This is a genomic window from uncultured Fibrella sp., assembly GCF_964250085.1.
GTDB lineage: Bacteria > Bacteroidota > Bacteroidia > Cytophagales > Spirosomataceae > Fibrella.
Window position 1 is genome coordinate 982403 of sequence record NZ_CAXUEC010000001.1, and the last position, 24364, is coordinate 1006766.

22 protein-coding genes are annotated in these 24364 nt (G+C 53.4%); 10 read left to right on the forward strand and 12 right to left on the reverse strand.

What is annotated here, in order from left to right; all coding sequences use genetic code 11:
* Positions 1-98 precede the first annotated feature (98 nt).
* A complete protein-coding gene (locus ACFE8Q_RS03910; RefSeq protein WP_375444046.1) occupies positions 99-3638 on the reverse strand; it encodes a VCBS repeat-containing protein in 3540 nt (1179 codons plus the stop codon).
* A 258-nt stretch (positions 3639-3896) separates the two neighbouring features.
* On the opposite strand from ACFE8Q_RS03910, the gene ACFE8Q_RS03915 reads away from it, so the two are divergent.
* From ACFE8Q_RS03915 to ACFE8Q_RS03925, 3 genes are all read left to right on the forward strand, one after another.
* Complete coding sequence (locus ACFE8Q_RS03915; RefSeq protein ID WP_375444047.1) at positions 3897-4025, forward strand: hypothetical protein; 129 nt, start codon at positions 3897-3899, stop codon at positions 4023-4025.
* Positions 4026-4069: 44 nt separating this feature from the next.
* On the forward strand, positions 4070-4402 hold the full coding sequence (locus tag ACFE8Q_RS03920) for a Uma2 family endonuclease (RefSeq protein WP_375444048.1): 333 nt from the start codon (positions 4070-4072) through the stop codon (positions 4400-4402).
* A 254-nt stretch (positions 4403-4656) separates the two neighbouring features.
* Entirely contained in the window at positions 4657-4851 is a 195-nt protein-coding gene (locus ACFE8Q_RS03925; protein ID WP_375444049.1) for a hypothetical protein, read from the forward strand.
* 95 nt (positions 4852-4946) lie between these two features.
* Here ACFE8Q_RS03925 and ACFE8Q_RS03930 read toward each other — a convergent pair whose 3' ends face one another.
* The 5 genes from ACFE8Q_RS03930 to ACFE8Q_RS03950 all read right to left on the reverse strand — a co-directional run bounded on the left by ACFE8Q_RS03930 (position 4947) and on the right by ACFE8Q_RS03950 (position 10210).
* The gene (locus ACFE8Q_RS03930) at positions 4947-5657 is read right to left on the reverse strand and encodes a hypothetical protein (protein WP_375444050.1); all 711 of its coding nucleotides are present in this window, start codon (positions 5655-5657) and stop codon (positions 4947-4949) included.
* Positions 5658-5747: 90 nt separating this feature from the next.
* Positions 5748-7079 carry a gluconate:H+ symporter gene (locus ACFE8Q_RS03935; protein ID WP_375444051.1) on the reverse strand — a complete coding sequence of 444 codons (1332 nt, stop codon included), beginning with the start codon at positions 7077-7079 and terminating at the stop codon, positions 5748-5750.
* Between the two features lie 128 nt (positions 7080-7207).
* Positions 7208-8503 (reverse strand): McrC family protein, encoded by a 1296-nt coding sequence (locus ACFE8Q_RS03940; protein ID WP_375444052.1) that lies wholly within the window; start codon positions 8501-8503, stop codon positions 7208-7210.
* Positions 8504-8525: 22 nt separating this feature from the next.
* Positions 8526-9248, reverse strand: coding sequence for a hypothetical protein (locus tag ACFE8Q_RS03945; protein ID WP_375444053.1), 723 nt, complete (start codon positions 9246-9248; stop codon positions 8526-8528).
* Between the two features lie 56 nt (positions 9249-9304).
* Entirely contained in the window at positions 9305-10210 is a 906-nt protein-coding gene (locus ACFE8Q_RS03950; RefSeq protein WP_375444054.1) for an META domain-containing protein, read from the reverse strand.
* A gap of 163 nt (positions 10211-10373) precedes the next feature.
* Here ACFE8Q_RS03950 and bshA point away from each other — a divergent pair, with 163 nt between their 5' ends.
* The 3 genes from bshA to ACFE8Q_RS03965 all read left to right on the forward strand — a co-directional run bounded on the left by bshA (position 10374) and on the right by ACFE8Q_RS03965 (position 13667).
* The gene (bshA, locus tag ACFE8Q_RS03955) at positions 10374-11528 is read left to right on the forward strand and encodes an N-acetyl-alpha-D-glucosaminyl L-malate synthase BshA (protein WP_375444055.1); all 1155 of its coding nucleotides are present in this window, start codon (positions 10374-10376) and stop codon (positions 11526-11528) included.
* Between the two features lie 85 nt (positions 11529-11613).
* Positions 11614-12963, forward strand: coding sequence for an NAD(P)/FAD-dependent oxidoreductase (locus tag ACFE8Q_RS03960; protein ID WP_375444056.1), 1350 nt, complete (start codon positions 11614-11616; stop codon positions 12961-12963).
* 74 nt (positions 12964-13037) lie between these two features.
* A complete protein-coding gene (locus tag ACFE8Q_RS03965) occupies positions 13038-13667 on the forward strand; it encodes a sterol desaturase family protein (RefSeq protein ID WP_375444057.1) in 630 nt (209 codons plus the stop codon).
* Between the two features lie 23 nt (positions 13668-13690).
* On the opposite strand, the gene ACFE8Q_RS03970 is transcribed toward ACFE8Q_RS03965, so the two are convergent.
* Positions 13691-14689: a glycosyltransferase family 9 protein gene (locus ACFE8Q_RS03970; protein ID WP_375444058.1), complete on the reverse strand. Its 999-nt coding sequence runs from the start codon at positions 14687-14689 to the stop codon at positions 13691-13693.
* Positions 14690-14743: 54 nt separating this feature from the next.
* On the opposite strand from ACFE8Q_RS03970, the gene ACFE8Q_RS03975 reads away from it, so the two are divergent.
* Positions 14744-15979 carry a M16 family metallopeptidase gene (locus tag ACFE8Q_RS03975; RefSeq protein WP_375444059.1) on the forward strand — a complete coding sequence of 412 codons (1236 nt, stop codon included), beginning with the start codon at positions 14744-14746 and terminating at the stop codon, positions 15977-15979.
* Between the two features lie 109 nt (positions 15980-16088).
* Positions 16089-16415: a nucleotide pyrophosphohydrolase gene (locus ACFE8Q_RS03980; RefSeq protein WP_375444060.1), complete on the forward strand. Its 327-nt coding sequence runs from the start codon at positions 16089-16091 to the stop codon at positions 16413-16415.
* An 88-nt stretch (positions 16416-16503) separates the two neighbouring features.
* Here ACFE8Q_RS03980 and ACFE8Q_RS03985 read toward each other — a convergent pair whose 3' ends face one another.
* From ACFE8Q_RS03985 to ACFE8Q_RS04005, 5 genes are all read right to left on the reverse strand, one after another.
* Positions 16504-16911, reverse strand: coding sequence for a hypothetical protein (locus tag ACFE8Q_RS03985; RefSeq protein WP_375444061.1), 408 nt, complete (start codon positions 16909-16911; stop codon positions 16504-16506).
* A complete protein-coding gene (locus ACFE8Q_RS03990; protein ID WP_375444062.1) occupies positions 16908-17222 on the reverse strand; it encodes a hypothetical protein in 315 nt (104 codons plus the stop codon). Before ACFE8Q_RS03990 ends, ACFE8Q_RS03985 begins: the two co-directional genes overlap by 4 nt.
* A 303-nt stretch (positions 17223-17525) precedes the next feature.
* Complete coding sequence (locus tag ACFE8Q_RS03995; RefSeq protein WP_375444063.1) at positions 17526-18947, reverse strand: APC family permease; 1422 nt, start codon at positions 18945-18947, stop codon at positions 17526-17528.
* 117 nt (positions 18948-19064) lie between these two features.
* Positions 19065-20147, reverse strand: a complete 1083-nt coding sequence (locus ACFE8Q_RS04000; RefSeq protein ID WP_375444064.1) for an SDR family NAD(P)-dependent oxidoreductase — start codon at positions 20145-20147, stop codon at positions 19065-19067.
* Positions 20148-20273: 126 nt separating this feature from the next.
* Positions 20274-20681 (reverse strand): HIT family protein, encoded by a 408-nt coding sequence (locus tag ACFE8Q_RS04005; protein WP_375444065.1) that lies wholly within the window; start codon positions 20679-20681, stop codon positions 20274-20276.
* A gap of 152 nt (positions 20682-20833) precedes the next feature.
* Here ACFE8Q_RS04005 and ACFE8Q_RS04010 point away from each other — a divergent pair, with 152 nt between their 5' ends.
* Entirely contained in the window at positions 20834-21496 is a 663-nt protein-coding gene (locus tag ACFE8Q_RS04010; RefSeq protein ID WP_375444066.1) for a phosphatidylserine decarboxylase family protein, read from the forward strand.
* A gap of 150 nt (positions 21497-21646) precedes the next feature.
* The gene (locus ACFE8Q_RS04015; protein WP_375444067.1) at positions 21647-24337 is read left to right on the forward strand and encodes a T9SS type A sorting domain-containing protein; all 2691 of its coding nucleotides are present in this window, start codon (positions 21647-21649) and stop codon (positions 24335-24337) included.
* Positions 24338-24364: the final 27 nt, after the last annotated feature.

The window sequence follows — 24364 nt, forward strand, 5'->3', positions numbered from 1 at the left end:
CGAATTATTTCGTAGATGCAAGTCGTGCGTAAATTTTTTCGTAGAGGCGCACCCTTGCGTCTCATCTACTGCCATGCATTAGTACACTGATTTGAAAATTACCGCGTTCGATGCGTCACCATAGCCCCATTGTTCCGGGCCGCTATCAGCAACGTACCTGGCTTAGATAGGCCCGTGGCGGTCGGAATGGCCATCAGCCGACGGATGTCGCCGGTTAAGTAAAGGCCGCTTTCGAGGGCGGGTACAGGTACGTAGTTGCCCTTTCCGTCGCCTTTAAGCAGCAGACCCTGACCAGCGTCGCAACGGCCTTGCTGTACGCGAAGGGGGAAATAATTACCGGCCAGCAACACGTCTTCGATTCCATCGCCGGTAAAATCCTGCACCACAAAGCCCTGCACCGGGGCTATTTGCGCCTCGACGGGTAATGGCTTTAGCCTGAACACACCCCGCCCCAGGTTTTCCAACAGACTGCTGTTGAGTGTGTTAACTGTCAGCTCCTCCGCTCTCGCCAACGTACCTGCATCGAACATGGTCTCGACGTTGGCTTTGGCATAATCGGCGTAGCGGACGTACTTTTTGCGCAGCCCGTTGATCTGGTCCAGCAGTTCATCGCGCGAGGCCAGGGGAATATGAACGCCGTCGATACGCTGGCAGATAATCGGGTCAATTCGGCCATCATCGTTGAAGTCGGCGGCGAGTAGGGTCAGGGTGGTGTCGCCTCTGGCTTTCCATTGCACGTTGGTGCCAAGGTTGCCCAGCAGAAAATCGGTATCGCCATCGTGGTCGAGGTCGTTCGGAACGATGCACGTCCAGAGGCCACCGGTTTGGGCGAGGCCCATTGCCTGGGCGTTTGTTGGGGAAAGCTGGTTATTCTGATTCATGAATAACGTTACAGGCATCCAGTCGCCCACGAGCAGTAGGTCAGGTACGTTGTTGCGGTCAACGTCTAGCCAACTGGCTCCGGTCACCATGCCCGGCGATAGCGTCTGGACGACGGTAAAGCCGCCTTTTCCGTTGTTCTTGAGCAAATACGATGGAGCTGCCTTTGGAAATTGACCCGGAATAGCCCGGCCACCAACGAACAGATCGAGGTCGCCGTCGCGGTCGTAATCGGCCGCCGCTACGCAACTGCCGGGACTAGTTTCAACAGGTAACGCACTAGCCGGGGCAAGTGTAAACCGGCCGGCGTTATTCAGGAAAAGCTGGTCCTGATAAGCAGGTGAGCCGGGAGCATATTCATTGCCGCCACGCACAACATACAGGTCCTGATCCCGATCGCCATCGGCGTCGAAAAAGAGGGCGGCGACGGCATCGGCGGGTGGATTCAGGCCTGTTTCGCCCGCATTCCAGCCCAGCGATGGTACAAATTGCCCGTTGGGTTGTTGCAGGAACAACTGCGACACCTGACCGGTTGCGCCGCCTACAAACACGTCTATTAGTCTATCCCCGTTCACATCAGCGCTGGCCAACGCCGGTCCCTGTTTCGACAGTTGGTACGGAATCAGTGGTTCCTGCTTAAAATCGACGTACGGATTTTCTGTATGCACAAACGGAATGATCACATCGGAAACCGGCCTGAACAGGGCGTTTTCCCCCGCTTCAGCAGTATCGTTTAGCGCATCCGGTGGTCGTGCTGTAGCCTGTTGAACCGTCAAAGAACTATTTGGCTGAACCGGCCCAGGTACGTTACTGATTCGGCCGTCGGGCCAACGTACCTGAACCGTGATCGGCCCTGCCAACGACGACGTACCCAGCCCGAAGGTCAGCACCGGGGCCATGGCCGACTGGAATCCGCGCGTAGGTACAAGCTCCTGCGTTTGCGTGAGGTCACCGCGCGTCACCGTCACCAGCGCGCCTACCCCAAACCGGTTGCCGCCATCACCCGCGAGTTTGATGGTCAGGTGCTGGTTTTGCGTCTGTGTTTCGGCGTTATTTTGGTATAGCGAGGCGGGTTCGTTGGTGTTGTTCACCACCAGGTCCAGATCGCCATCATTGTCGAGGTCACCATAAGCGGCCCCGGTCGACACGGCTCCTTCGGCCAGACCCCAGCGGCTGGTGACGTCGTCGAATTGCAGACCATTGCGGTTGCGAAAGGCTACGTTGTCCGTTTTCGTAGCGGGTAGTTTGGCAATCAGTTCAGCCGTTGGCAGGTTGTTTTTAATATCGTCATCGGTGGTCATCGGTTTTCCCTGCGTTGCCAGTTTCGCTTTCGCTTCCTCGACATCATATTTCAGAAAATCCATACTCGTAAAATCGCGCACGATGCCGTTGGTGACGTATAGATCCTTCCGCCCGTCGTTGTCGAAGTCGGCCAGCAGCGCCGCCCAACTCCAATCTGTATTTGAGATACCCGCCAGTTGACCAACCTCCGCGAAGTATGGCAACTGGCGCGGGGGGTGGGGCTTAGGGCCTGGGGTTGCTTTGCTGAGGGATGCCCCTTGCCCTATGCCCCCGGCCCCCGGCCCCTTGTTTATATGCAGCATGTTCCGCATGTGCTGGTAGCCGAAACCACTGTCGACCATGAGGCGGAACCGGTCGTATTCGTCGGGGCCTTTCAGCAATTTCTGCCGTTCCCAGGAGGCGGGCAGCATATCCATCGTAACCACGTCGGGTAGCGCGTCGTTGTTCACATCGGCAATATCGATGCCCATCGTGTTGCGCGACTGGTGGGCAAACGACGCTTCCGTCGACTCGACAAAGTGGCCTTGCTGGTCGTTGACGTAGAAATAATCCTGCTCTTCGTAATCGTTGGCCACATACAGATCGGGCCAGCCATCGCCGGTCAGGTCGCTAACGGCCACGCCCAACCCGAAATTGATACCCCCACCGTGAATACCCGCTTCTTCCGACACGTCGGTGAAGTGAGCCCCTACTCCTTCAGGGAGGGGAACATTCCCGGAAGATGCTGAATCTGTTCGCCTCCCTAAGTGGGTGAGGTTAGGGGCGGGGTGATTTCCGTCATTCCGATACAGCCTGTTTCCGAAATACGGATGTCGTTTGTTGCGGAGTTTGCTGGTATTGAAAAACGGCGAATAGAACATGTTGCCATGATTGACCAGAAACATATCGAGGTCGCCGTCGCGGTCGTAATCGAAGAAGCTGGCCTGGGTGGAGAACGTACCTGGCGCGTCGAGACCATACTCGGCGGCGCGTTCGGTAAACGTGGGTACACCTGGCTTTGCGTTGTTGATAAACAGTTGGTTGGCTCGTGCGGCTGGGTCTTTCAGCGCGGAATAACACACGTAGATATCCAGCCAGCCATCGCCGTTGACGTCGGCGATAGTCACGCCGGTTTTCCAGTGCCCCGGCCGACCCGCTACGCCTGCGGCTTCGGTAATGTCATCGAAAACAAGCTGGCCCGATCCTGCTTTTCCTTTGTTGAGATACAGCTTGTTGGGTACCTGATTTCCCGTGAAATACACATCGGCCAGTCCGTCGTTGTTCAGGTCGCCGATGGCCACGCCGCCGCCGTTGTAAGTGTATTCGTACTGTAACACATTCTGATCGGCCGTTTCGGTGATGGTATTGGCAAAGGTGATGTGCGTCTGGTCGGCGTCAAGGGCCGTGAACAGCGTAGGTTCCGTGTTCCGGCAACTGGCGAATAGAACAATAGCAACAAGAAAGAACGGTAGGCGCATTACGGTTTAGGGCGGAGGATACGCCGCCATCTGAAAACTGAAACTTGAAACCTGATACTTAAATTCATCCCGCGTCATATACCACTTCGTGCGCGTTCCATCGACCGGAATTTTCCATTTCTCACCTCATGCCGGGCCGTCTGCTATTAGTGCCGAGTGGTGCTGGTTCAGGGCGATTCGGCGGGCGGCAAACACGCCAGATGGTAATGTGAAAAGTAAACCACCGTACCTACTATGACTGAATGACTGTATCAAGTATTGAACACCCCAAAAGCTCCGCTGACTATTCAGCAGGCAATGATGATTTTGAACAACGAGAACGAAAAACGTCGCGCCTTCTATGAATGGCTCGACAACGACATGAAGGCAGAGTTCATCAACGGCTAGGTTGTGGTACATTCCCCGCGCTGGATCGCCAAACAGAAGCGGTGATGAACCTCTGTATGCTACTCAACGTGTTTGTCACGAAGAGGGATTTAGGTCTTGTTCGGATGGAAAAAGCGTTGGTGGAGTTGAGCCGCAACAGCTACGAACCGGATATTTGTTTTTGGGGCACTGCTAAGGCTGCGACCATTCAGCCCGATCAACTTTACTATCCGGCTCCTGATCTGGTGGTTGAAGTGCTGTCGAAAAGCACCCAGAAGCACGACCGGGAAACCAAATTTATCGATTATGCTGTGCATGGCGTTGTCGAGTACTGGCTTGTCGATCCGCTCCGCCAGCAGATCGAGTCATTTGCGGTCGATGCCGATACGGATGAATAGGCGGCGGCAGGTACGTATACGATCAAACGAACCATCGTCAGCCGGGCGGTAGCTGGTTTCGCAATTCCTGTTCGGGCCGTTTTTGATAAGCCCACCAACATGGCCGTGCTGCAGTAATTGCTTATACAGTGGCCGTTTTCGGGGCGGTAGAATAGAAAGGGTGAAGGGCTTAGAACAAAGTGAGACAGAGCGGGTTAATTGGGCAATTACCGGGATTCGGTCAATTGTTCATTACACCAAACCAGTCAACGTATATGAAAACGCTTCTTCGCTTCGCTCCAGTGGCCTTTCTGGCCGTATTCTTCACGCTGTTTATGACCAGTTGCGCGGCCATCGGCGATATTTTCAAGGCGGGGGCCTATACCGGTATCATCGGCGTGATCGTCGTTATTGCGGTAGCTATCTGGCTAATTTCCAAGTTGTTCGGCGGTGGCGGTCGAAATAGCTAGATCAGTAGCCTGCCTGTCCAATACAAAGCCGGAATCCTGCGCGGGTTCCGGCTTTGTATTGGACAGGCAGGCTACTGATCAGTGATAAAGGCCCGTTAGTCATGTGTAGCCGACAGGTGGGGCTGTGGTGGATGTACGGGCGAAATTCGGTCTTTTTTGGTCAGAAATCGCCATACGTCAGTTGCCAGCGCCGGGTACACCGTCACGCCAATGCTGTAGTACATGCCGTTAAAATTCTGGTCAATATCGGTCTGGAAAATGGAGTACCGGTAGCCGATCTGAACACTCAGGCCCGCCCAGCGCGTGGCTTTCCAGTTGGTGTACGCACCCACTTGCAACGGGACGAAAAAGCTGCGCTGCGTCCGGTCGATCTGGATGTCCTGCCTGAGGGCATGGGGAATGGCGTAGGCCACACCGCCGCCTACCTCCATCGGGAAACTGACCATCCAGTGCCGATTGTTGGTGATATTCATCCAATACTGAGCGTTTACAAACCACAGATCGGTACGGGTGTAGTAGTTGAGGTTAACCAGCTTGGCGGCGTCGCGGTGCCAGTCGATCAGGCGCAGGTACGTGGCGTAGCTCAACCAGTAGTAACCGAGGGTAAGCTGATGCCGCTTGTGGCCGAACTCAATGCCCGCGTTTACACCCCAGACGTTTACGTGCTGGCGTTCGAGAAACGAGTCCCGAAAGTCGAGATTAAAGGCAAAGGTGGTTTTTGCCCGGCCAGAACGCAGCGTGTCGGCAGGTAGTATGCTGTCGATTGGGGTAGTAAGCAGCAGGGCCGATAGAGCAAGCGCGATCATACTTGCAGACAACAAGCAAAGTGAACCGTAGGTTACGGAAAGAGACTGACAGGCGGCAGATCACGTCAAAACCCTGAAAGCACCGTCAGGCTACAAGATCGCGTTGAGGGTTAGTACGCCAAGTAAACCCACCACGCCAACGATGGTTTCCATGACCGTCCAGGTACGTAGGGTATCGTTGATGCTGAGGTTGAAATACTCTTTGAACAGCCAGAAGCCAGCATCGTTGATATGCGACAGCATAAGACTGCCGGCCCCAATGGCCAGCACCATCAGCTCGGGATGAACACCCGTCTGGCTTTGCAACAGCGGTAGCATAATACCGGCGGTGGTGAGTCCGGCAATGGTGGCCGACCCCACACAGACGCGGATGAGCGCGGCCATCACCCAGCCCAGCACCAGCGGCGGCATGTTCAGTCCGGCGAGTTGCTGGCCGATGTAAACGCTTGTGCCCGAGTCGTTGAAGATTTGTTTCAGTGCCCCTGCCCCGGCAATAACCAGCAGAATGGGCGATGCCGCTTTGATGGCTTCTTCCAGATGTTTCATGGCTTTTTTCATGGGTACGTGCCGGCGTAACATCAGTGCATACACGGCGACCAGCACCGAAATCAGCATGCCCATATACGGTTCACCCAGCAACGTCAGGATCTTGCCACCCAGCGTCTGGCTAAGGCCCTGGGTTTTAATATACCCCCGCAACGGGCCGAAAACAGTCAGCATGATTACGGGGAGCAGGGCCACAAAAAAGCTGATGCCGATACCCGGCAGATCGGTGGCGGGGACTTCGGCCGCATCGAACACCTCGCGGTCGGGTTTGGGGTTGAACCGGCCCAGTGTTTTGCCGAAAATGGGGCCAGCCAGCACAATGGCGGGAATGGCAACGATGATACCGTAGAACAGCGTTTTACCCAGATCGGCCCCCAGTTGCCCCACCAGCGCGGCGGGGGATGGGTGCGGCGGTAAATAACCGTGTGCTACCGACAGGGCCGACAGCATTGGAATCGCTACGGTCAGCATGGGAAGTTTGGTGGAGGCGGCAATGGTGAAAATGAGCGGCACCACAATGATGAAACCAGCATTGTAGAATAGCGGAATGCCGATGATGAAGCCCGCCAGCGCCATGCCCCACCGGATGTTTTTTACGCCAAAGAGGTCGACCAGCATGTTGGTGATGCGGCGGGCGGCACCACTTTCGGCCACCACCCGACCCAGCATGGCACCAAAGCCGATGATGAGTACCAGTTCACCCAGCGTGTTGCCAATACCGGTCTGAATGGATTTACCTACCGCAGGTACGTCCATGCCCGCCGCCAGCCCAATACCGATGGCGACCAGGATGAAGGCGATGAAGGTGTCGAGGTGGAAATAGGCAATAAGGAGTATCAGCGCCAGAATACCGGCAACGGTTAGCAGAAGAGGCATAAAGGAGGAATCGGTTTAGGAGCCCTTAAGATAGGGAGCTTTCGCGAATGCTTGACCTTACTCCCAGCCTCTCTCCTGCTGAGAGGAGAGAAATGTTCCGCAGATTTTACGGTAAAGCTGCTCCCCTCTCAGTAGGAGAGTGTTGTCCCGCGTCCGGGCTGGGGATGGATGAAATGAGTGAGGTACTCCAGCAGCGTTGCAATCTCCTCGTTTAGTGGTTTATCGAGGTCGAACGGGACGACACGGAGGCGAAGGCTGGCATCGTAGCCGAAGAGTTGGAGTGGCTCGCGAAATTGGCTGTGAGCCGGGTAAATCAGCACTAGTTCAGTGGCGTCGTACTTTTTGCCATAGGCGTAGAGTTGATACAAATCGGCCTGCTCAATGCCATAATGCCCCGATTGATCGGTGGCATCCAGCGTTTTCCACTTCGTGTCGAGTACGATTGTACGCTCATCATGCCGTAACAGCAAGTCGGGCCGGAGCCTGAAACGTGGCGTACCATTATGGTCATCGATGAGCCAGGCCGACGATTGCTGAACCTGCACATCGACCCCCGCCCGTTTGAAACCGGCGGCGACGTATTGCTCGAATATACGTTCCATCGGAAACAGCAGGCAGTGCGCCACGTTCGGCCCCGCACACAAACCCGGCCCTTGCCCACGTAAGAGCCAGTTGGCCCAGCGCAGAGCGGGTTCGTAGGTTTTTAAGAGGCGGGTGCTGGTCTGGGTACGTTGCAGGTCAACGGCCAGATTCGTTGGCTCCGAGACGTCGGCGAGGGTAGTCAACAACTGGCGGCAGCGGGTCTGGCTGGCCGTTGCCTGGGTATGTGCCGCCACTAGCTGCAGCGCCTTTTTGAGCACCCGATTCGCGGGTATGTCGGGCGTGTGTTCGTCGTAAGAAACCGCCAGCCGGTCGGGGCGGGGGTAGGGTTGGCGCAGTTGATCCGTCACGCGCAGTTTTCCGCGTAAAGTAGGCAGCGTATCATCGTGCGTCACGTAGTCGCGCGCCAGTCCATGACGGAGCGCCTGGGCTGTTTCCCGCAGAAACGCATTGATAAATAGCTCCCAGATGGGTAGTTGTTGCGCCCCGAATAGCCCCGTATCAAGGTGCCGGAAAGCCAGTTCAGGCAGGTAGCGAAGCAGCGTCGGCAGGTGTCCGGCCTGTGGACGAACTTCTAGTGACAGGCCATTGGTGAAGGCCAGTAACCCCACGTAATTACGCCACATGATTCGTTCGCGGCCCCGGTACAGGTTGTAGGTCAACAGCGCGTCGGCCGTAGTGCTGTCTGTTCGGGTGGCGAGTTGCTTTACGGTGTCGAAATCGGCATCAGGCAACAGCACATCATCGGGTGTCGAAGCCTGATCGGGGAAGTCACTGGCCCGGTGTAACGTACCCCGTTCCGACAGCGTGTAGGTACGTTGCATAGGAGCAAGTTAGGCAAAAAGGCTACAAATGGCTCACCTGAATTTTAACGGGCGATATAACGCGTTGCCCATCGGCTTTCCGTAGGTCAACGCTATAGACGCCAGGTTTGGTCTTTTGCTGATCGAAGTAGAACTGGACATAATCCGGGCTGTATCGGTCGTAGTTTAGCGTTAACTCAACCGGAACGGTGCTGCCAGCCAGCGTTGCATAAATCCGGTAATCGTGCGGATTCCCATCGTACAAATTATTGACCGGCAATTTGACCAGATAAGTCTGATAATAGGTTAGGTTGATCGCCATCGTATCCTTTAGCGCAGGAATTGACTCGAACCGCACAGGACCAGCCGCTTTAAGCTGCAACCGGTACTCTTTGTACAGAGCGGTAGACGAATTCTGATCACGAACCAGCATGCGGAGAGGCTTACTGTTGTCGTATGCCATGACATCAATAGTCACCTGCTTGTCAAGGGGTTGTGTGTCAGTACTATTCACAGGCACCAGAACTGTGTTTGGGCTGGTCTGGAAATGGATGGTCATCACATTACTTCTGATCCAGTTGGGCCTAGCCGAAGCAGGGTATACCGTAACCGTACCAGTGGCGTGATTAATGTCGAAAGTGGTTGCCGGATCGGCTGGCACGGAAGCTTGTAAAATCTGTACCTGTTGATCGGAGTCGACCCCATTCTGATGACAAGCTGTGAAGGGGGCCATCACCAGGCCGAGAAAAATAAGGCTCTTTCTCATAAACATTTTTGTTCTGGTAAGCAAAAATGAATCGCTCATTAATCAACCATCAGTAGCTACTTGACCTTGCTGGTTGAAGCCGTTTCGGGCGTTTCTGTACGGAATGTCATTACGTACTCGCCATTGGCCAGAAGCGTCAGGCGGTCTTTACCAATGCGAAACAGGCTGGCCTGGCCCAGTGCCGACAGGTAGTCATCTTCAAACGGATTGACACATTTTTTCGACGTGGTAGTTCGGATAACAAACTGAACGTGATCGCCATCGGCCTGCACGTCGCCCTTTATTTTGTTGCAGCCGGTTGTGCCTTCCAGCGAGTTATCGCTCAGATTGATCGTGATCTGCGGTAGTTCATGACTTGGAAATTGCCCCGCCCGAACGCGTTGTCCACGTAGGGTTTCAAGTGTCCAGGTGCCGTTGAGCCGGTCGCTGCCTTTAATAAACGCGCCATGCCCGACGTATTTTCGGCCACCCGTTTCAACGCGTACCGTGTAGGCGTAGGTACGTCCCGTCTGGTTGTCGCGCGAGACTACGGGCTCGATATAGACCTTCACACCGCCGGCGCGGGTGGCATATGCTTTTTTGCTTGTCGAGGCCACCAGTGCTCCTGCTTCATTCCGCACCGAACGTGGCCCAACATCAAGCAATACGCCGCTGCTGGCTGAACCAATAGGCTTCGGTTTGGGCATGCTGGCAATAAGAGCAGAGCCACTTAACGGTTTGAAAATGATCTGTTTAGAGAAATCTATATCCATCGACCAGTCGGCTGGCGCGTTACCTGCTGCTACAAAGTCGATGCCTTGCTGTCGCTTCCCACGCCACATCTCTGACTCGGGTAAGGGCGCTACCCGGCTGCGATTGGTAGCCGTTGTACCGGCCGTAGATGCAGGTACAGATGCCCGTTGGCAACTTGTAAAGGATAGGATCGACGCACCTAGCAGACCCAGGAATAATGCTTTTTTCATACGCATTCCCTACAACGTTTATAGAGTGAGTGGTAGTATGACATAAAACCGGGCGTTGGGCGTCATTGTTGGATACCACTTAACAAACACATGATTTTGAGGCCAACCTTTTAGCCTGTTTTGTGTGTTGTGGAGTGAGCCGCTTCACAATGCGGCCTGGCGCATGAAAATTGGTATAGTCTGTTACCCTACATTCGGGGGGAGTGGCGTAGTCGCTACTGAGTTAGGCAAGGCCCTTGCCAAAAATGGGCATCAGGTACATTTTATCACTTACCAGCAGCCCCCGCGCCTCGATTTTTTCAACGAGAACGTATTCTACCACGAGGTCAATATTCCTTCCTATCCACTGTTTCAATATGCCCCCTACGAGTCGGCATTGACGAGTGCGATGGTGAATGTAGTGCTCAACGAAAACGTGGACCTGCTGCATGTTCACTATGCTATTCCGCATGCGTCGGCGGCGTACATGGCCAAAATGGTGCTGAAAACGCGCGGCCGAAACACGCCCGTCGTCACCACGCTGCACGGTACCGACGTGACGCTGGTGGGGAAAGATGCCTCTTACGAACCCGTGGTGACCTTTAGTATCAACGAATCGGATGGGGTGACGGCCGTATCGGAGAACCTGCGGCAGGAAACGTTTCAGCATTTCGACATCAAACGAGAAATCGAAGTCATTCCTAATTTCATTGACCTCTCCCGGTTTCAGCGGCAGCAGAAAGACCATTTTAAGATGGCCATATGCCCCAACGGCGAAAAACTGATTGTACACACGTCTAATTTCCGGCGTGTAAAACGGATCGACGATGCCGTAATGACGTTTTTTCATATTCGCCAAACCATGCCGGTGAAGCTGTTGCTGGTTGGCGATGGCCCCGAACGCGCCCGGATTCAACAGCTTTGCCGCGAGCTGAACATTATGGACGATGTTCGTTTTCTGGGTAAACTGGATGCGGTTGAGGAAGTACTGTCGGTAGCCGATCTGTTTCTGATGCCGTCTGAAAATGAAAGTTTTGGCTTGGCGGCGCTGGAGGCGATGGCGTGCGAAGTGCCCGTTATTTCGACCAACGTGGGGGGCTTGCCCGAACTGAACGTGCAGGGTGTGACCGGTTTCCTGAGTAACCTCGGCGACGTACCTGACATGGTGAAAAATGCCCTCTATGTACTGGATGATGCGCATTTGCCTCAATTCAAAGCCAATGCGCTGGATCGCGCCAAACAATTCGAGATTTCAACGATTCTCCCTCTGTACGAAGCCCACTACGAGCGGGTACTCCAGTCAGTTAACAACGATCAATTATCAATCAATAAGTACTAGTTGCTCTGGCGGTGCTACATTGTGTTGCGGTAAAGAGCAGGAATTGATAACTGATCATTGTTAATTGATAATTGAAAACGGGCCTATGAATCCAAATATTCCTCAAACAGATCGGAAACGCGTAGTCATTGTGGGCGCCGGTTTTGGTGGCCTGAACCTAGCGCGCGATCTGGCTCATCGTAGTGAATTTCAGGTTGTTCTGGTCAATAAATACAATTACCACGAATTTCAGCCGCTCTACTACCAGGTGGCTACGGCCGGTCTGGAAGCCAACTCGATCCTGTTTCCCTTGCGGGCTGCTTTGGGCGATAACCCAAACGTACACATCCGCGTAACGGGCATGACCGGCGTACGTCCCGCCGACAAAGCGATCGACACCGAGATTGGCCCGATCACCTACGACTACCTGGTGCTGGCTATGGGAGCCGATACCAATTTTTTCGGGCAGCAGGCATTTATCGACCGGGCCTTACCCATGAAGTCGGTGCAGGAGGCTATCGCTATGCGGAACCGGCTGCTTCAGAATTTCGAGGAAGCCCTCAGCGTAGAAACCGACGACGAGCTGACCGGCCTGATGGACGTGGTTGTGGTGGGGGGCGGCCCAACCGGCGTGGAACTCTGCGGTACACTAGCCGAATTGCGCAAGACCGTATTACCCCGCGATTACCCCGAACTCGATTTTAAAGGCATGGACATTCACCTCATCGAGTCGGGGGCTGAGTTGCTGGGGCCTATGTCTGTGCAGGCGCAGAAACATTCGCTCGACTATTTGCAGGAACTAGGGGTGCATGTGCGGCTGAAAACCCGCGTTAAGGATTTCGATGGGCGCACCGTATTTATGAATGATGGTACCACCATCCGAACCAATAACCTGATCTGGGCGGCGGGCGTACGGGCCAACACGCCCCTTGGCTTACCGGCCGAAACCGTTGGCCGTGGCGGTCGGTTAATCGTGAACCGGTTTAATCAGGTGCAGGGCTTTACCGATATTTTTGCCATTGGCGACCTTGCCTTAATGGCCGAAGGGGACGTATGGCCGGAAGGGCACCCGCAGGTAGCGCAACCCGCCATTCAGCAGGGGCGGTTACTGGCCAAAAACCTGACGCTCCTTACGCGTGGCGGGCAACCCGTACCATTCACCTACCACGATCTGGGCTCAATGGCCACTATTGGGCGGGGATTAGCCGTGGTTGATTTGTCATTTATCAAATTCAGTGGCTTTTTTGCGTGGCTCACCTGGTTGTTCGTCCACTTGATGGCTATCTTGGGCGTAAAAAACCGGTTGCTTATTTTCATCAACTGGATGTGGAATTACTTAACATACAATCAATCGCTACGGTTGATTATAAAACCGAAGTTACCCAAGGCACCATTGGACGTTCCAAAGGAACGATTAAACGATTCGGTGGAAGTTGCCAAAACTCCGGCTATTTAGTCAATTTGGTTGACCGTTTGGAACATTGAAAAACCAAAATGGGTTATTTTTGCCAGACCCCAATGACTCACATTATGCAACTTGAGGAATACAAAGCCATACACAGCCGTCCTAAAAACAACGGCACCAAGAAGCTGTTCGACAATCCCATTCTGGAGTATTTGTCGCGGACGCACATTTCAGTACCTATTACCATGTGGTTAACCTTGTCGGCGTTTCTGGGTTGGTACTCCTTTACGTATACAGACATGAGCACAGGCCGAATTGCCGGTCTATTTGCCACGGGCTTATTCGTTTTCACCATTTTTGAATACGTTCTGCACCGGTATCTGTACCATCTGGCACCTACCACGCCGCAACGGGCCAAGATTCAGTATACCTTTCACGGTGTACATCACGAATATCCGAAAGACAAAACCCGGCTGGCGATGCCTCCGGCCCTGGCCATATTGGTTGCCGGTGCTTTCTTTACCTTGTTCTTTCTGATGATGGGTGAGGCCGCCTACGCGTTCTTCCCTGGTTTTATGGTGGGCTACACCGGTTATCTGGCGGTACATTTTATCGTACACGCCTACCCGCCGCCGAAGAACTTCTTCAAGCAGCTCTGGATTAATCACAGCATACACCACTACAAAAATCCTGAAAGCAACTACGGTGTTTCGTCACCCGTGTGGGACTATATCTTCAACTCCTTTCAGAAGTAGGGGTAAATAAAATAGGTACGTACCTATTTTTGTACTATATCCTCGATGTCGATATCGTAGGCGCAGCGGAAATGGCCCAGGGGGCAGGTTTTGCGGCCGTGCAGGTTGCAGGGGCGGCACTCGATCAACTCGCGGATTTCGGCAATGCGCGAGTTGTCGGATAGAGGCCCAAAACCGAATCCCGGAACAGTGGAACAGAATACGGCCGTGGTAGGCGCATTCATTGCTGAACAGAGATGCATCGGGGCCGAATCGTTGACGTAGTTCATGCGGGCGCCCTGCATCAACGCTGCCGACTGCAACAACGTTAGCTTCCCGGCCAGATTGACTACTCTGTCGTAGCCTGCTTCGACCCGAATATGTTCGCAGGCACCGACATCGCCCGGCGCACCCAGCAGATACACTCGCGTGGTTGGCAGTTGCTGAATCACCTTGATCCAACCGGAGGCTGGAAATTGTTTGGTGAACCAGACCGAAGTGGGAGCAATGCAGACGTAAGGCTCGTTTTGCCAGTGCGCCACAGTGGCATAATCGGCTGGCGAGGGATATAATTTTGGCCGCAATTTGCTGAAACCGGCTATTGCCAGGGGAGTAAGCAGGTCGTTATTTCGATCAACTTCGTGGCGCATTCCGTGGCGGTGTGGACCAATCAGATGCGGAATTCGGTGACTGAACCAGGCCGAAAACGGATTTTTGTCGAAACCAATGGTCATGGAGGCTCCCGAAAGAGCGGTCAGCAATCCGGTGGCACCAAAGCGCTGAAGGTTTAGTACAGCCTTATAAGGCGTGGCCCGGATTTGACGGAGTAACTGCCATAAGCTCTGGTATTTGCCCGTCTTCTTTTCCCAAATAAGTAGCTGATTTATAAAGGGATGGCCCGAGAAGAGTGTTTCGTTGCCCCGCCTCACCAGCAGGTCGATCTGGGCAGTGGGCCAGGCTTTGTGGAGGTCTTCAAGGAGGGCTGTTGCCAGAATGGCGTCGCCAATAAAAGCAGTCTGAATGATTAGGAACCGGGCTGGCATGGATGGGGTTAATTAACGGCACAAAGTTGTGCTTTTTTTCGCTGAATTTGCCTTTTGGAAGACTATCGCCTGCACACCCTGCCCAACGGCATTCGCATTGCCCACAAGCAGGTTCCGCATACACAGATTGCCCACGTTGGCCTGATGCTCGACATTGGGAGCCGTGATGAACTGCCACATCAGCAGGGAATCGCTCACTTCTGGGAACACATGGCCTTTAAGGGAACTACCCGCCGACAGGCCCATCATATCATCAACCGTTTAGAAAACGTTGGTGGCGAACTCAACGCATATACTACTAAAGAAAAGGTTTGCTTTCACGCCTCGGTTCTGGGAGTTCATGCCGAAAAAGCCATTGAACTCCTGGCCGACATTGCGTTTCACTCAACGTTTCCGGAAAAGCAGATCGAGCGCGAACGAGGCGTCATTCTGGAAGAGATGTCGATGTATTACGACTCGCCGGAAGATGCCATACAGGACGACTTCGACCAACTGGTGTTTCCCAATCATCCGCTTGGGTATAATATTCTGGGGACGGCCGACACAGTACGGTCGTTTACGAAAGAAGCGCTGGAAACCTTTATTCACGACAACCTTGATACCAGCCGCATTGTGTTTGCCTCGGTCAGTAATATGCCATTCGAGAAGGTCGTGAAAATGGCGGAGAAGTACCTGCGCGACGTACCTGAGACCCATTCGGACCGGAAACGACAGGCACCTGTACACTATGCACCGACTCACGAGCGCATGCCCCGGCCCATTACGCAGGCGCAGGTAGCGCTTGGGTTGCCCGCCTACAGCCTTAACGATCCTAAACGACTGCCGTTTTTCATGCTCGTGAATCTACTGGGCGGCCCCGGCATGAACTCGCGACTGAACATGAACCTCCGCGAGCGCTACGGTCTGGTGTACTCCATCGACGCCGGCTACACGCCCTATCTGGATACAGGCTACCTTGGCATTTATTTCGGCACCGACCCCAAGCAGATTGACCGTAGCCTGGCCCTGACCTACCGCGAGTTTAAAAATCTCCGCGAAAATGTGCTGACCACTACGCAACTGCACAACACCAAAGAGCAGTTGATGGGCCAGTTGGCGATGTCGGAAGAGGGCAACAACAGTTTCATGCTGATGATGGCCAAAAGCCTGCTCGACATTGACCGCGTAGAACCACTGACCGACATTTTCAAGGATATTCAGGCAATTACTGCCCGGCAACTTCAGGATGTAGCCGTTGAGATGCTCAATGAACAACGGTTCAGTACCTTGTTTTTTACACCAGAGAAGTAAACAAGTTTGTGGTTTGTCGTTTGCGGTTTGTAGTTGCGCTGCTGATGAACCACACCGCAGATTAGCCGCGCAACCACAAACCGGAAACGACAAACCACAAACCAATTTCATGACACTTCGCAACGCGCAGGATACGGTCGATGACTGGATCAAAACGATTGGGGTTCGCTATTTTGGTGAACTAACCAACATGGCTATCCTGACCGAAGAAGTTGGTGAACTGGCCCGTATTATAGCCCGTCGGTATGGCGAGCAATCAGAAAAAGAATCGGATAAGAACCGCGACCTGGGCGATGAAATGGCCGATGTGCTGTGGGTGCTCATCTGCCTGGCCAACCAGACCGGCATTGACCTGACCGAAGCCTTCGCCAAAAACCTGGAGAAAAAAAACACCCGCGACGCTACAAGGCATCTGGATAACGAAAAGCTGAAATAGTTTACAGTTTTCTGTTGCGCCGATTCGCTCGGGCCGTACTCAGGTACGTTACATTGGTAGCGCAACAGAAGACAGTAAACTGAAGAATCTATTCATAGTTCAGGTACGTTACCTGTGGGCAAACATGGCAGGCGGCGGCACCCTCCTGCATAAACCAACGGCACGATGGTCGAATGCCGCAACTGGGCAGAATTGCTTCCTGTGCCGCCTGAATACGTTTCAGCGCACCCGCAACAACACTGCATCCGCCAGCCCCCCACTTGGCGCAGCCTTTCTCAACGCATTTATTGACGAATCGAAATCGCTCTTCGGCGGGACCGGCCGCAGTAGCGGCTTCCACAAAGTCGGGCGTAACGGCAATCGGTTCAGCCAGTAGGCTAATGCCTCCATCGGGCTTTACAAGGCCCAGTAGCTGCGACCCTTCATAGAGTGGGGCCGACGGGCATAGCGGCCGGGAATCGGCCGACAGAGGCCCGTTTTGTGGCCGCGCGCTCATCCGCCAAACTGCTGTTTGTTCAACGGTTCGATACCGGCCCCAAGCACCAGTTTGTTTTCCAGGCTTTTCTGGAAAATAGTGCCAAAGTCGCGGCGGCTAACGAGGCGCATGATTTCGCCACCGTCGATGCGGATTACTTTGCCGAAGAGACTACCACCGCCGGCGGCTTCGGTGGCTTTACCTGTCAGGTTCACTTCGCCCAGTTTACGCATCAGCGTAGCGTTAAGGGCCAGGCTGATGTCTTCCCGAATAGCGTCGGGTAAGTCAAGGCCCTTCACCTCAAGGGTGAAGGTGGCTGGTTTCATATCCATGTTGGTTGTGGTTTAGGATACGGGTCCTACTCGATTAAAGGATTTTCGGATGCTCCTTGCCAACGGCTGCTACCATTGACGAAGACAAACGTACCGGCTTTAGCTGCCGCCTTTTAGCGTAAAAAAACGCCTTCTTGCGAAAGGCGTTTTCAGGTAATTCAGGAAGGTCGGCCGCGTACTTGTACGGGCCAGCGTACTACGTGTAAAAAAGGGGTTCAACACAAAGAAACAGAGATAACTGAGTTGTCATTCGATTACTAAAATGTCTCTGTGCGTTCTCTGTGACTCTGTGTTAAAACCTTTTTACATCGATTTTTTTCGATTCCAGTAGAAGTAGAAGGGGATGCCCGTTGCCATCAGACCGAGGCCGACGAGCGCTTCTTCGGGGCGGTTGATGAGCGTGTTAATCACCAGATAAGCGCAGAAGGCGATAAACAGGCCCGGTACTACGGGGTAGCCAATGACCCGGTAGGGCCGCTCGGCGTTTGGCATGCGGCGACGTAACACGAAAACGCCTACCGTCGTGGCACCGTAGAAAATGAAGGCGGCGAAGATGAGCATATCCGTCAGCGTATCGAACGAGCCAGACAGGACCATCAGTGTGGTCCAAACGGCTTGCAGCACCAGCGAGCGTGAAGGCGTCTGGAATTTCGGATGCAGGTAGTCGACGCGGCTAAAGAACTGCCCATCTTTCGACATGGCGTAGAACAGGCGCGAGGCCATCAGAATGGTGATGCTGCAACAGTTGAAGGTGGTTACAAGCAGCAGGCAGGAAATGAGCAACGAGCCTACTTTACCGCCCATCAGCCCGGCTACCGATACGGCAGCAATGCTGTTGGGGCTCAGTTTCAGAGCAGCCAGATCATGCACCGGCATTACATACAGGTACACCAGGTTCATCAGCAGATACAACCCCATAATAGACAACGTACCTATGGTTAACGCCCAGGGCAGGTTGCGCGACGGCTTTTCGATCTCTCCACCAATGTATCCTACTGTATTCCAGCCTTCGTATGGCCAGAAAGCGCTCAAGCAGGCCAAGGCCATAGCACTGATCAATGATTTGCCGGTCAGGCCCGTATCCACGGGTTGCAGGTTAACCACACTGCCCACGCTTGAAAACAAACCGAAAACGATGAAGCCCAGCATCACCGTAATCATGATGGCGGTCAGGAATCGGCTGATCGCTTCACCGGTTTTTAAGCCCCGGATATTAAAGGCGGTTTGGCCCCAGACCAGCAGAATGGCCAGCAGCTTCACGCTCAGGTTGTCGAGCGGATGCAGACCCAGCACGTTTATATCGGCCCAGGATGTGGGCGTGACGGGTAGCGCCACCAGCGAATTTACCGACTGCGCGAAGACGTAGGCAATGGAAGCGATAGAGGCCGTGCGAATAACGGCGAAGTTGGTCCAGCCGAAGAAGAAGGCAAAAAAGCGGTTATAAATAACCCGGAAATAAACGTACTCACCTCCTTCGCTCGCCAGCATACTGGCCACTTCAGCGTTGCTCAACGTACCTGCGAGGCTAACCAGCCCGGCGATGAGCCAGGCTGCCAGAACCAGCGTTGGCGAGCCCAGTTCGGCCGACATCGGCACCACTTTTTTGAATACCCCCGTTCCAACCACAGAGCTGATAACGAAGATAATGGCCGACAGTAACCCGATTTTAGGACGGACTAAGGTGGTCGCTGCCGGTTCGGGCGCGGGGGATGAAGAGGTCGTCATGGGTTAAAGATACGTGTAGAGACGCATACTTGCGTCTCATCCGGCGTCAGCAATTTGTAGTAGTACAAAAGATTGCTGACGCCGGATGAGACGCAAGTATGCGTCTCTACACGTATCTTAATTCACCGCACTCAGCACCGTTTCTTTCAGGTCGCTAAAGCTACTTTTGGCTTTAGCTGTCAGGTCGTCTGTTGCGTTACTGGCTTTACTTGTCAGGTTGTCTGTTACGCTACTAATCGCGTCAGCCACGCTGTCTTTCAGGTTGTTGGCTTTGTGGCGGTAGCGCGCTTTCGTATACGATTTTTCTACAGGATTGTAGTTTCTCCAGGCCGACAGTACCACCAGACCAGCAATGGCCAACGCGGCAATGCCCAGGCTCATAGCGATGCTGTGTGATTCTTCTTCGTTGGTGCTCTTCATGTCGCTTCGCGATGAACTGGTTACTGCCGAGTCGGGCAGGAGGTGGGCCATCGCTACGGAGGCTTTGTTGGCCACGCCATGAACCACTTTGTCTTTGCCGCTCATCAGGGCGTCGTAGCCCGTTTTGGCCACGTCGGCAGGTGATGTTTCGCGGGCTTTTTCCTGCGCTTTGGTGTTCGAAGCACCTGCTTTGTTGAAGAAATCCGTGTCGGTTGCGCCGGGCATTAATACCGTCAGTGTGACGTTGGTATCTTTAATTTCGTTGCGGAGTGCTTCCGAAAACGAATAAATGAACGACTTGGTGGCACCGTAAACAGCCATTAGCGGGTTTGGAATAACCGAGGCTACTGACCCCAGCATCAGGATTTTACCCTCGTTGCGCTGCACCATGTCTTTCAGGAATAACTTGGTCAGCTTCACTAACGCAATCACGTTGATGTGAATGATGTCGATCTCTTTTTGCAGGTCGGTTTCAGTAGCAAACAGGCCATATTCGCCCATACCTGCGTTGTTCACCAGCACATCGACCTGGAGGCCCTGCTGTTTCACCTCGTCATATACTTGCTGTCCGGCATCATCGCTGGCCAGGTCTTTGGCAATGAGCGTCGTTTTAATGCCGAACTGATGTTCGTAGCTTTGGGCAAGCTGCTGAAGGCTTTCATCGCTGCGGGCTACCAGAATGAGATTATAGCCGTCTTTAGCAAAAAGGTTAGCGAGTTCGCGGCCAATACCGCTGGTGGCACCCGTGACGAGGGCTGTCTTACCGTTCTTTGTTTCCATTGTTGAGGTTTTTTGATTGCTCAACTAAAACAACAGCCTGCACCGGAAAGGGTTTTTTCAATTATCAATGAACAATGAACAATAGTCAATAGCTCCGCCGTCGACGTACCTGAGCTGAGGCCTTGACTATTGTTCATTGTTCATTGATAATTGAGCCCGGATCTTCGCGGCTGTTTCGGCCAGTTCTTCCTGGCTGGGGCTGATCTTGTGGTTGAAATTCATGTCGGCCAGTGAGTTCATCGGAATCAGGTGAATGTGCGCATGAGGAACTTCCAACCCGATGACCGCTACGCCAATTCGCTTGCAGGGCACGGCTTTTTCGATGGCTGGCGCTACTTTTTTTGCAAAAGCCATCAGGCCAGTGTAAAGGTCATCATCGAGGTTGAAGAGGTAGTCAACTTCTTGTTTAGGAATCACCAGGGTATGCCCCAGTGTGGTTGGCATTACGTCGAGAAAAGCCAGAAACTGGTCTGTTTCGGCTATTTTATGGGCGGGAATTTCACCGGCAACAATACGCGAGAAGATAGAGGCCATAGGGCGAAAAGGTCAGTTGGTTCCTGCAAATATGGGGCAACAATTTCCGAAATTTTGATAGAATGCTGCTGAATCGATAAGCAACTACGCATTGTGAATTGTTCATTATGTATTCAACAGTAGTTTTGCCTTTTCCTTCTAACGAACCGACTATGCGACTTCACCGCGAAGGCACGACCATTATGCTGACCACAGCACTGGTATTGCTGGGACTTAATCTATCTGCTTACTATTTTTTATTTCGCGAAAACACCACCGCCATGTGGTTGCTGGGCCTGGTAAGCCTGGTACTGTTTGTGCTGATTGTGCAGTTCTTTCGCATTCCTAAACGGACACACACGCTCGACGAAAAACTGGTCATCGCACCTGCCGATGGCACTGTGGTGGTTATTGAAGAAACCGTAGAAAGTGAATATTTTAAAGACAAACGGCGGCAGGTATCCATCTTCATGTCGCCCCTGAACGTGCATGTTAACCGCAATCCGTTATCGGGCATTGTGAGTTATTTCCGCTATTACCCCGGCAAATACCTGGTGGCCTGGCACCCAAAATCGAGCACCGATAATGAGCGGACAACCGTCGTTATCAAACAGGAAAACGGCATTGAGGTGCTGATGCGGCAAATCGCCGGTGCCTTGGCCCGCCGGATCATCTGGTACGTGAACGAAGGCGATACGGTGAAACAAACTGAAGAGATGGGCTTCATCAAGTTCGGTTCGCGCGTTGATCTGTACCTGCCGTTGGACGCTAAAATTAATGTGACGATGGGCCAGAAAACGAAAGGCGGTGTAACCGTTGTGGCCGAGTTGAAGTAATAAGTTTATTGTCTGTAGAGTGGTAATAAAAGTAGAGCCACGGCGCGTCTGGATCAGGAACTCCAGACGCGCCGTGGCTCTACTTTTACTACTACCTTCATTCATATTATGCATTTTATTGTCATTTTTGTGCATAAAATGCAGATACCTATGAAGAATCGATTACGTTTATTTGCCTGGTTAGGCTTATTTCTCAGCGTTAATGAAATACAGGCGCAACAGGTTATGTTGCAGGGTTTTTACTGGGATTTCCCCAAACCACCCCACGGACGTACCTGGGCTGATACACTCAGGCTAAAAGCGAATGCCCTTGCGCAGGCCGGATTTACCCACGTCTGGTACCCGCCCTTTGCTGGCAATGGAGCGTATAGCGGTGGCTACGATCCCCGCGATCTGTACATCGGCCCAGACAATACGGTGACCAATGCCGGTACTAAGTTGCAGTTGAAAGCGATGGTCGATGAAATGACGACACGGGGCATTACTCCCGTAGCCGACATGGTGTATAACCACCGCGATGGCGGGGCGCCTGAAGCTAACCCCGCTGTAAAAGATTATATGACCACATATGTGAGCGGCAATAGTGCGTCGTGCGGTTTCAAGCGGCCATTTCCGTCAGACCGTGTACAAATGGTGTTGCCCATTGGCGGTAGTACTGGACTGGGCGCAGGTACGTATACGATTCAGATGCGATCGAAGGGTAACATTTTCAACGGAGCTCAGTATATGTTCTATGCCACCACCAACGTCATTGGTGGCTCGCGCTGGTCGCCGGTAAATGGGAATGTCGTAGACCTGACGACCGATCCGGCTAATCCGTATACGATCGAACTGGGCCGAAACTACCAGACGGTAGTCAACAGCAATGGTGATGTAGATGAGTACACGTTTGTGCTGGCGGCCAACCAGTTTACGGCCGGTGGTGACCGGATTCTCCTCCAGGCGATTAACTACAATTCGGAGTATTCGGATCATCTGCCCATCAGCATTACCTATGATTCGGATGGCGCTGGCCCTATTGCGCCAGTTGAACTGGCCAACTACCTCGATCCGTTTGGGGCTGGCTATAAACTGGAATTTCAGACCTACACCGATTTTACGGCCATGCCCAGCGGACAAGGGGCGTTGAACTGGGACGGTTTTCGGCCAAACTTCGACGGCAGCAGTCTGGCGGGCTGGTCGCAAACCACTTGCCTGGGGCCGGAGTACTCGATGCAAAGTCTCGACTATTTCTACGATTATGACCACAACCGCCCCAGCACCCGCACCGCCCTGGTAGACTGGACTGCTTGGGCGTATGATTACCTGCAATCGAAAGGGTTACGGCTCGACGCGGTGAAGCATTTTGAACCGGAGTTTGTGGCCCATTTGATTCAGCAGATGATATCGAAGGGTAAAACGCCGAACCTGCTGGTTGGCGAATGGTACGGCGAAAACCTGGACGAGTTGAAAGGGTGGGTCGATGCCGTACAGGCCAGTCTGTCGTCGAAAGGGGTGTCTGGTTTCAGCGTGAAGGTGTTCGACTTTTCGTTGCGGGCAGCGTTGAAAGGGGCACTGGATCGGAATGAGAGTCCGCGTCAGGTGATTTTTACCGGGCTAAAAAATGGTAAGGGCGTTAGTGGTTTCAACATTGTTACCTTTTTGAACAACCACGATTTTCGGGAAGAAGGGAATTCAAGTTATAACAGCGCGCTGGTCAATAAAAACCGTGATCTGGCCTATGCGTACCTGCTGACCAACAATCAGTTAGGGGTTCCGCTTGTGTTTTACCCCGATTATTACGGCTACCCCGCACCCAATACAGTGTATAACGGTACTACGATTGGCTACGGCTGGCATCCACAACTGGCGGCCGACCGGGCGGGCCATAAAAATCAGATCGACCAGTTGCTGCAAGTGCTGAAAACGTATATCAATGGGTCGCAGAGTGTAGCGTACCTGAACCATTACGGCGGGCTGGGAAATGGCCCCGGCTCACCCAATAACTTTATCAATGGCTCCGACTACACAAAACTGCTACTCTACCAGCTTAGTGGAACGGGTGCTGCGGGCGGTAAAGATGTGATTGTCGCCATCAATTTTGGCACCAGCCGTATGCAGGTCGACCATGCCATTGCGATTCAAAATGGCATTACGCAGGGAACAACCTTTACCGATATTCTGGGTAATTCAGCTTTTCCAATGGCGGTAGTTGATGGGCAGAGCCGGATCTATATCGACTTGCCGGCCAAAAGCTATTCGGTCTGGGTACGTGGTACGAATCCGCTTATTGCGCTGCCCGTTACGCTGGTCAATTTTCAGGCTAAAGCAGGGCCAACTAAGGTTCAATTAAGCTGGCGGGCCTCCGACGAAACAAAATTTAAGGCCTATATAGTGCAGCGTAGCCTTGATGCCCGTTCGTTCACCAACCGGCAGACGGTGCTTCCCAAAGGAACTGCCAGTGGTCCTGCTGACTATACGGCCGATGACGTACTGGCTGATGATGCCAGTCGGCAACGCTCAGGTACGTTCTACTATCGCCTTCAACTGACGGATCTGGATGGGGCCATCACATATTCGAAAATCGAAGCCGTGACCATCGATCCGCAGGCCATGTACCTGAATGTGACACCCAATCCGGTACATGATACTATTCACGGCGACATCAGCACACCGGACGACACTACGATCGACCTGACGCTGACGGATGCAAGTGGCCGGGCCGTTCGTCGGCAGAGCCTGTCGGCCAGAAGAGGACAGAATGCATTCGAGATGCCGGTTGCCAACCTGCCCACCGGTGCATATATACTGCGTGCGTCTGATGGCGTTCGGCAGGTAACCGAACGAGTGCTGGTGCAGTAACGATTCGCGCCGTCGGTCTCGCGTGGT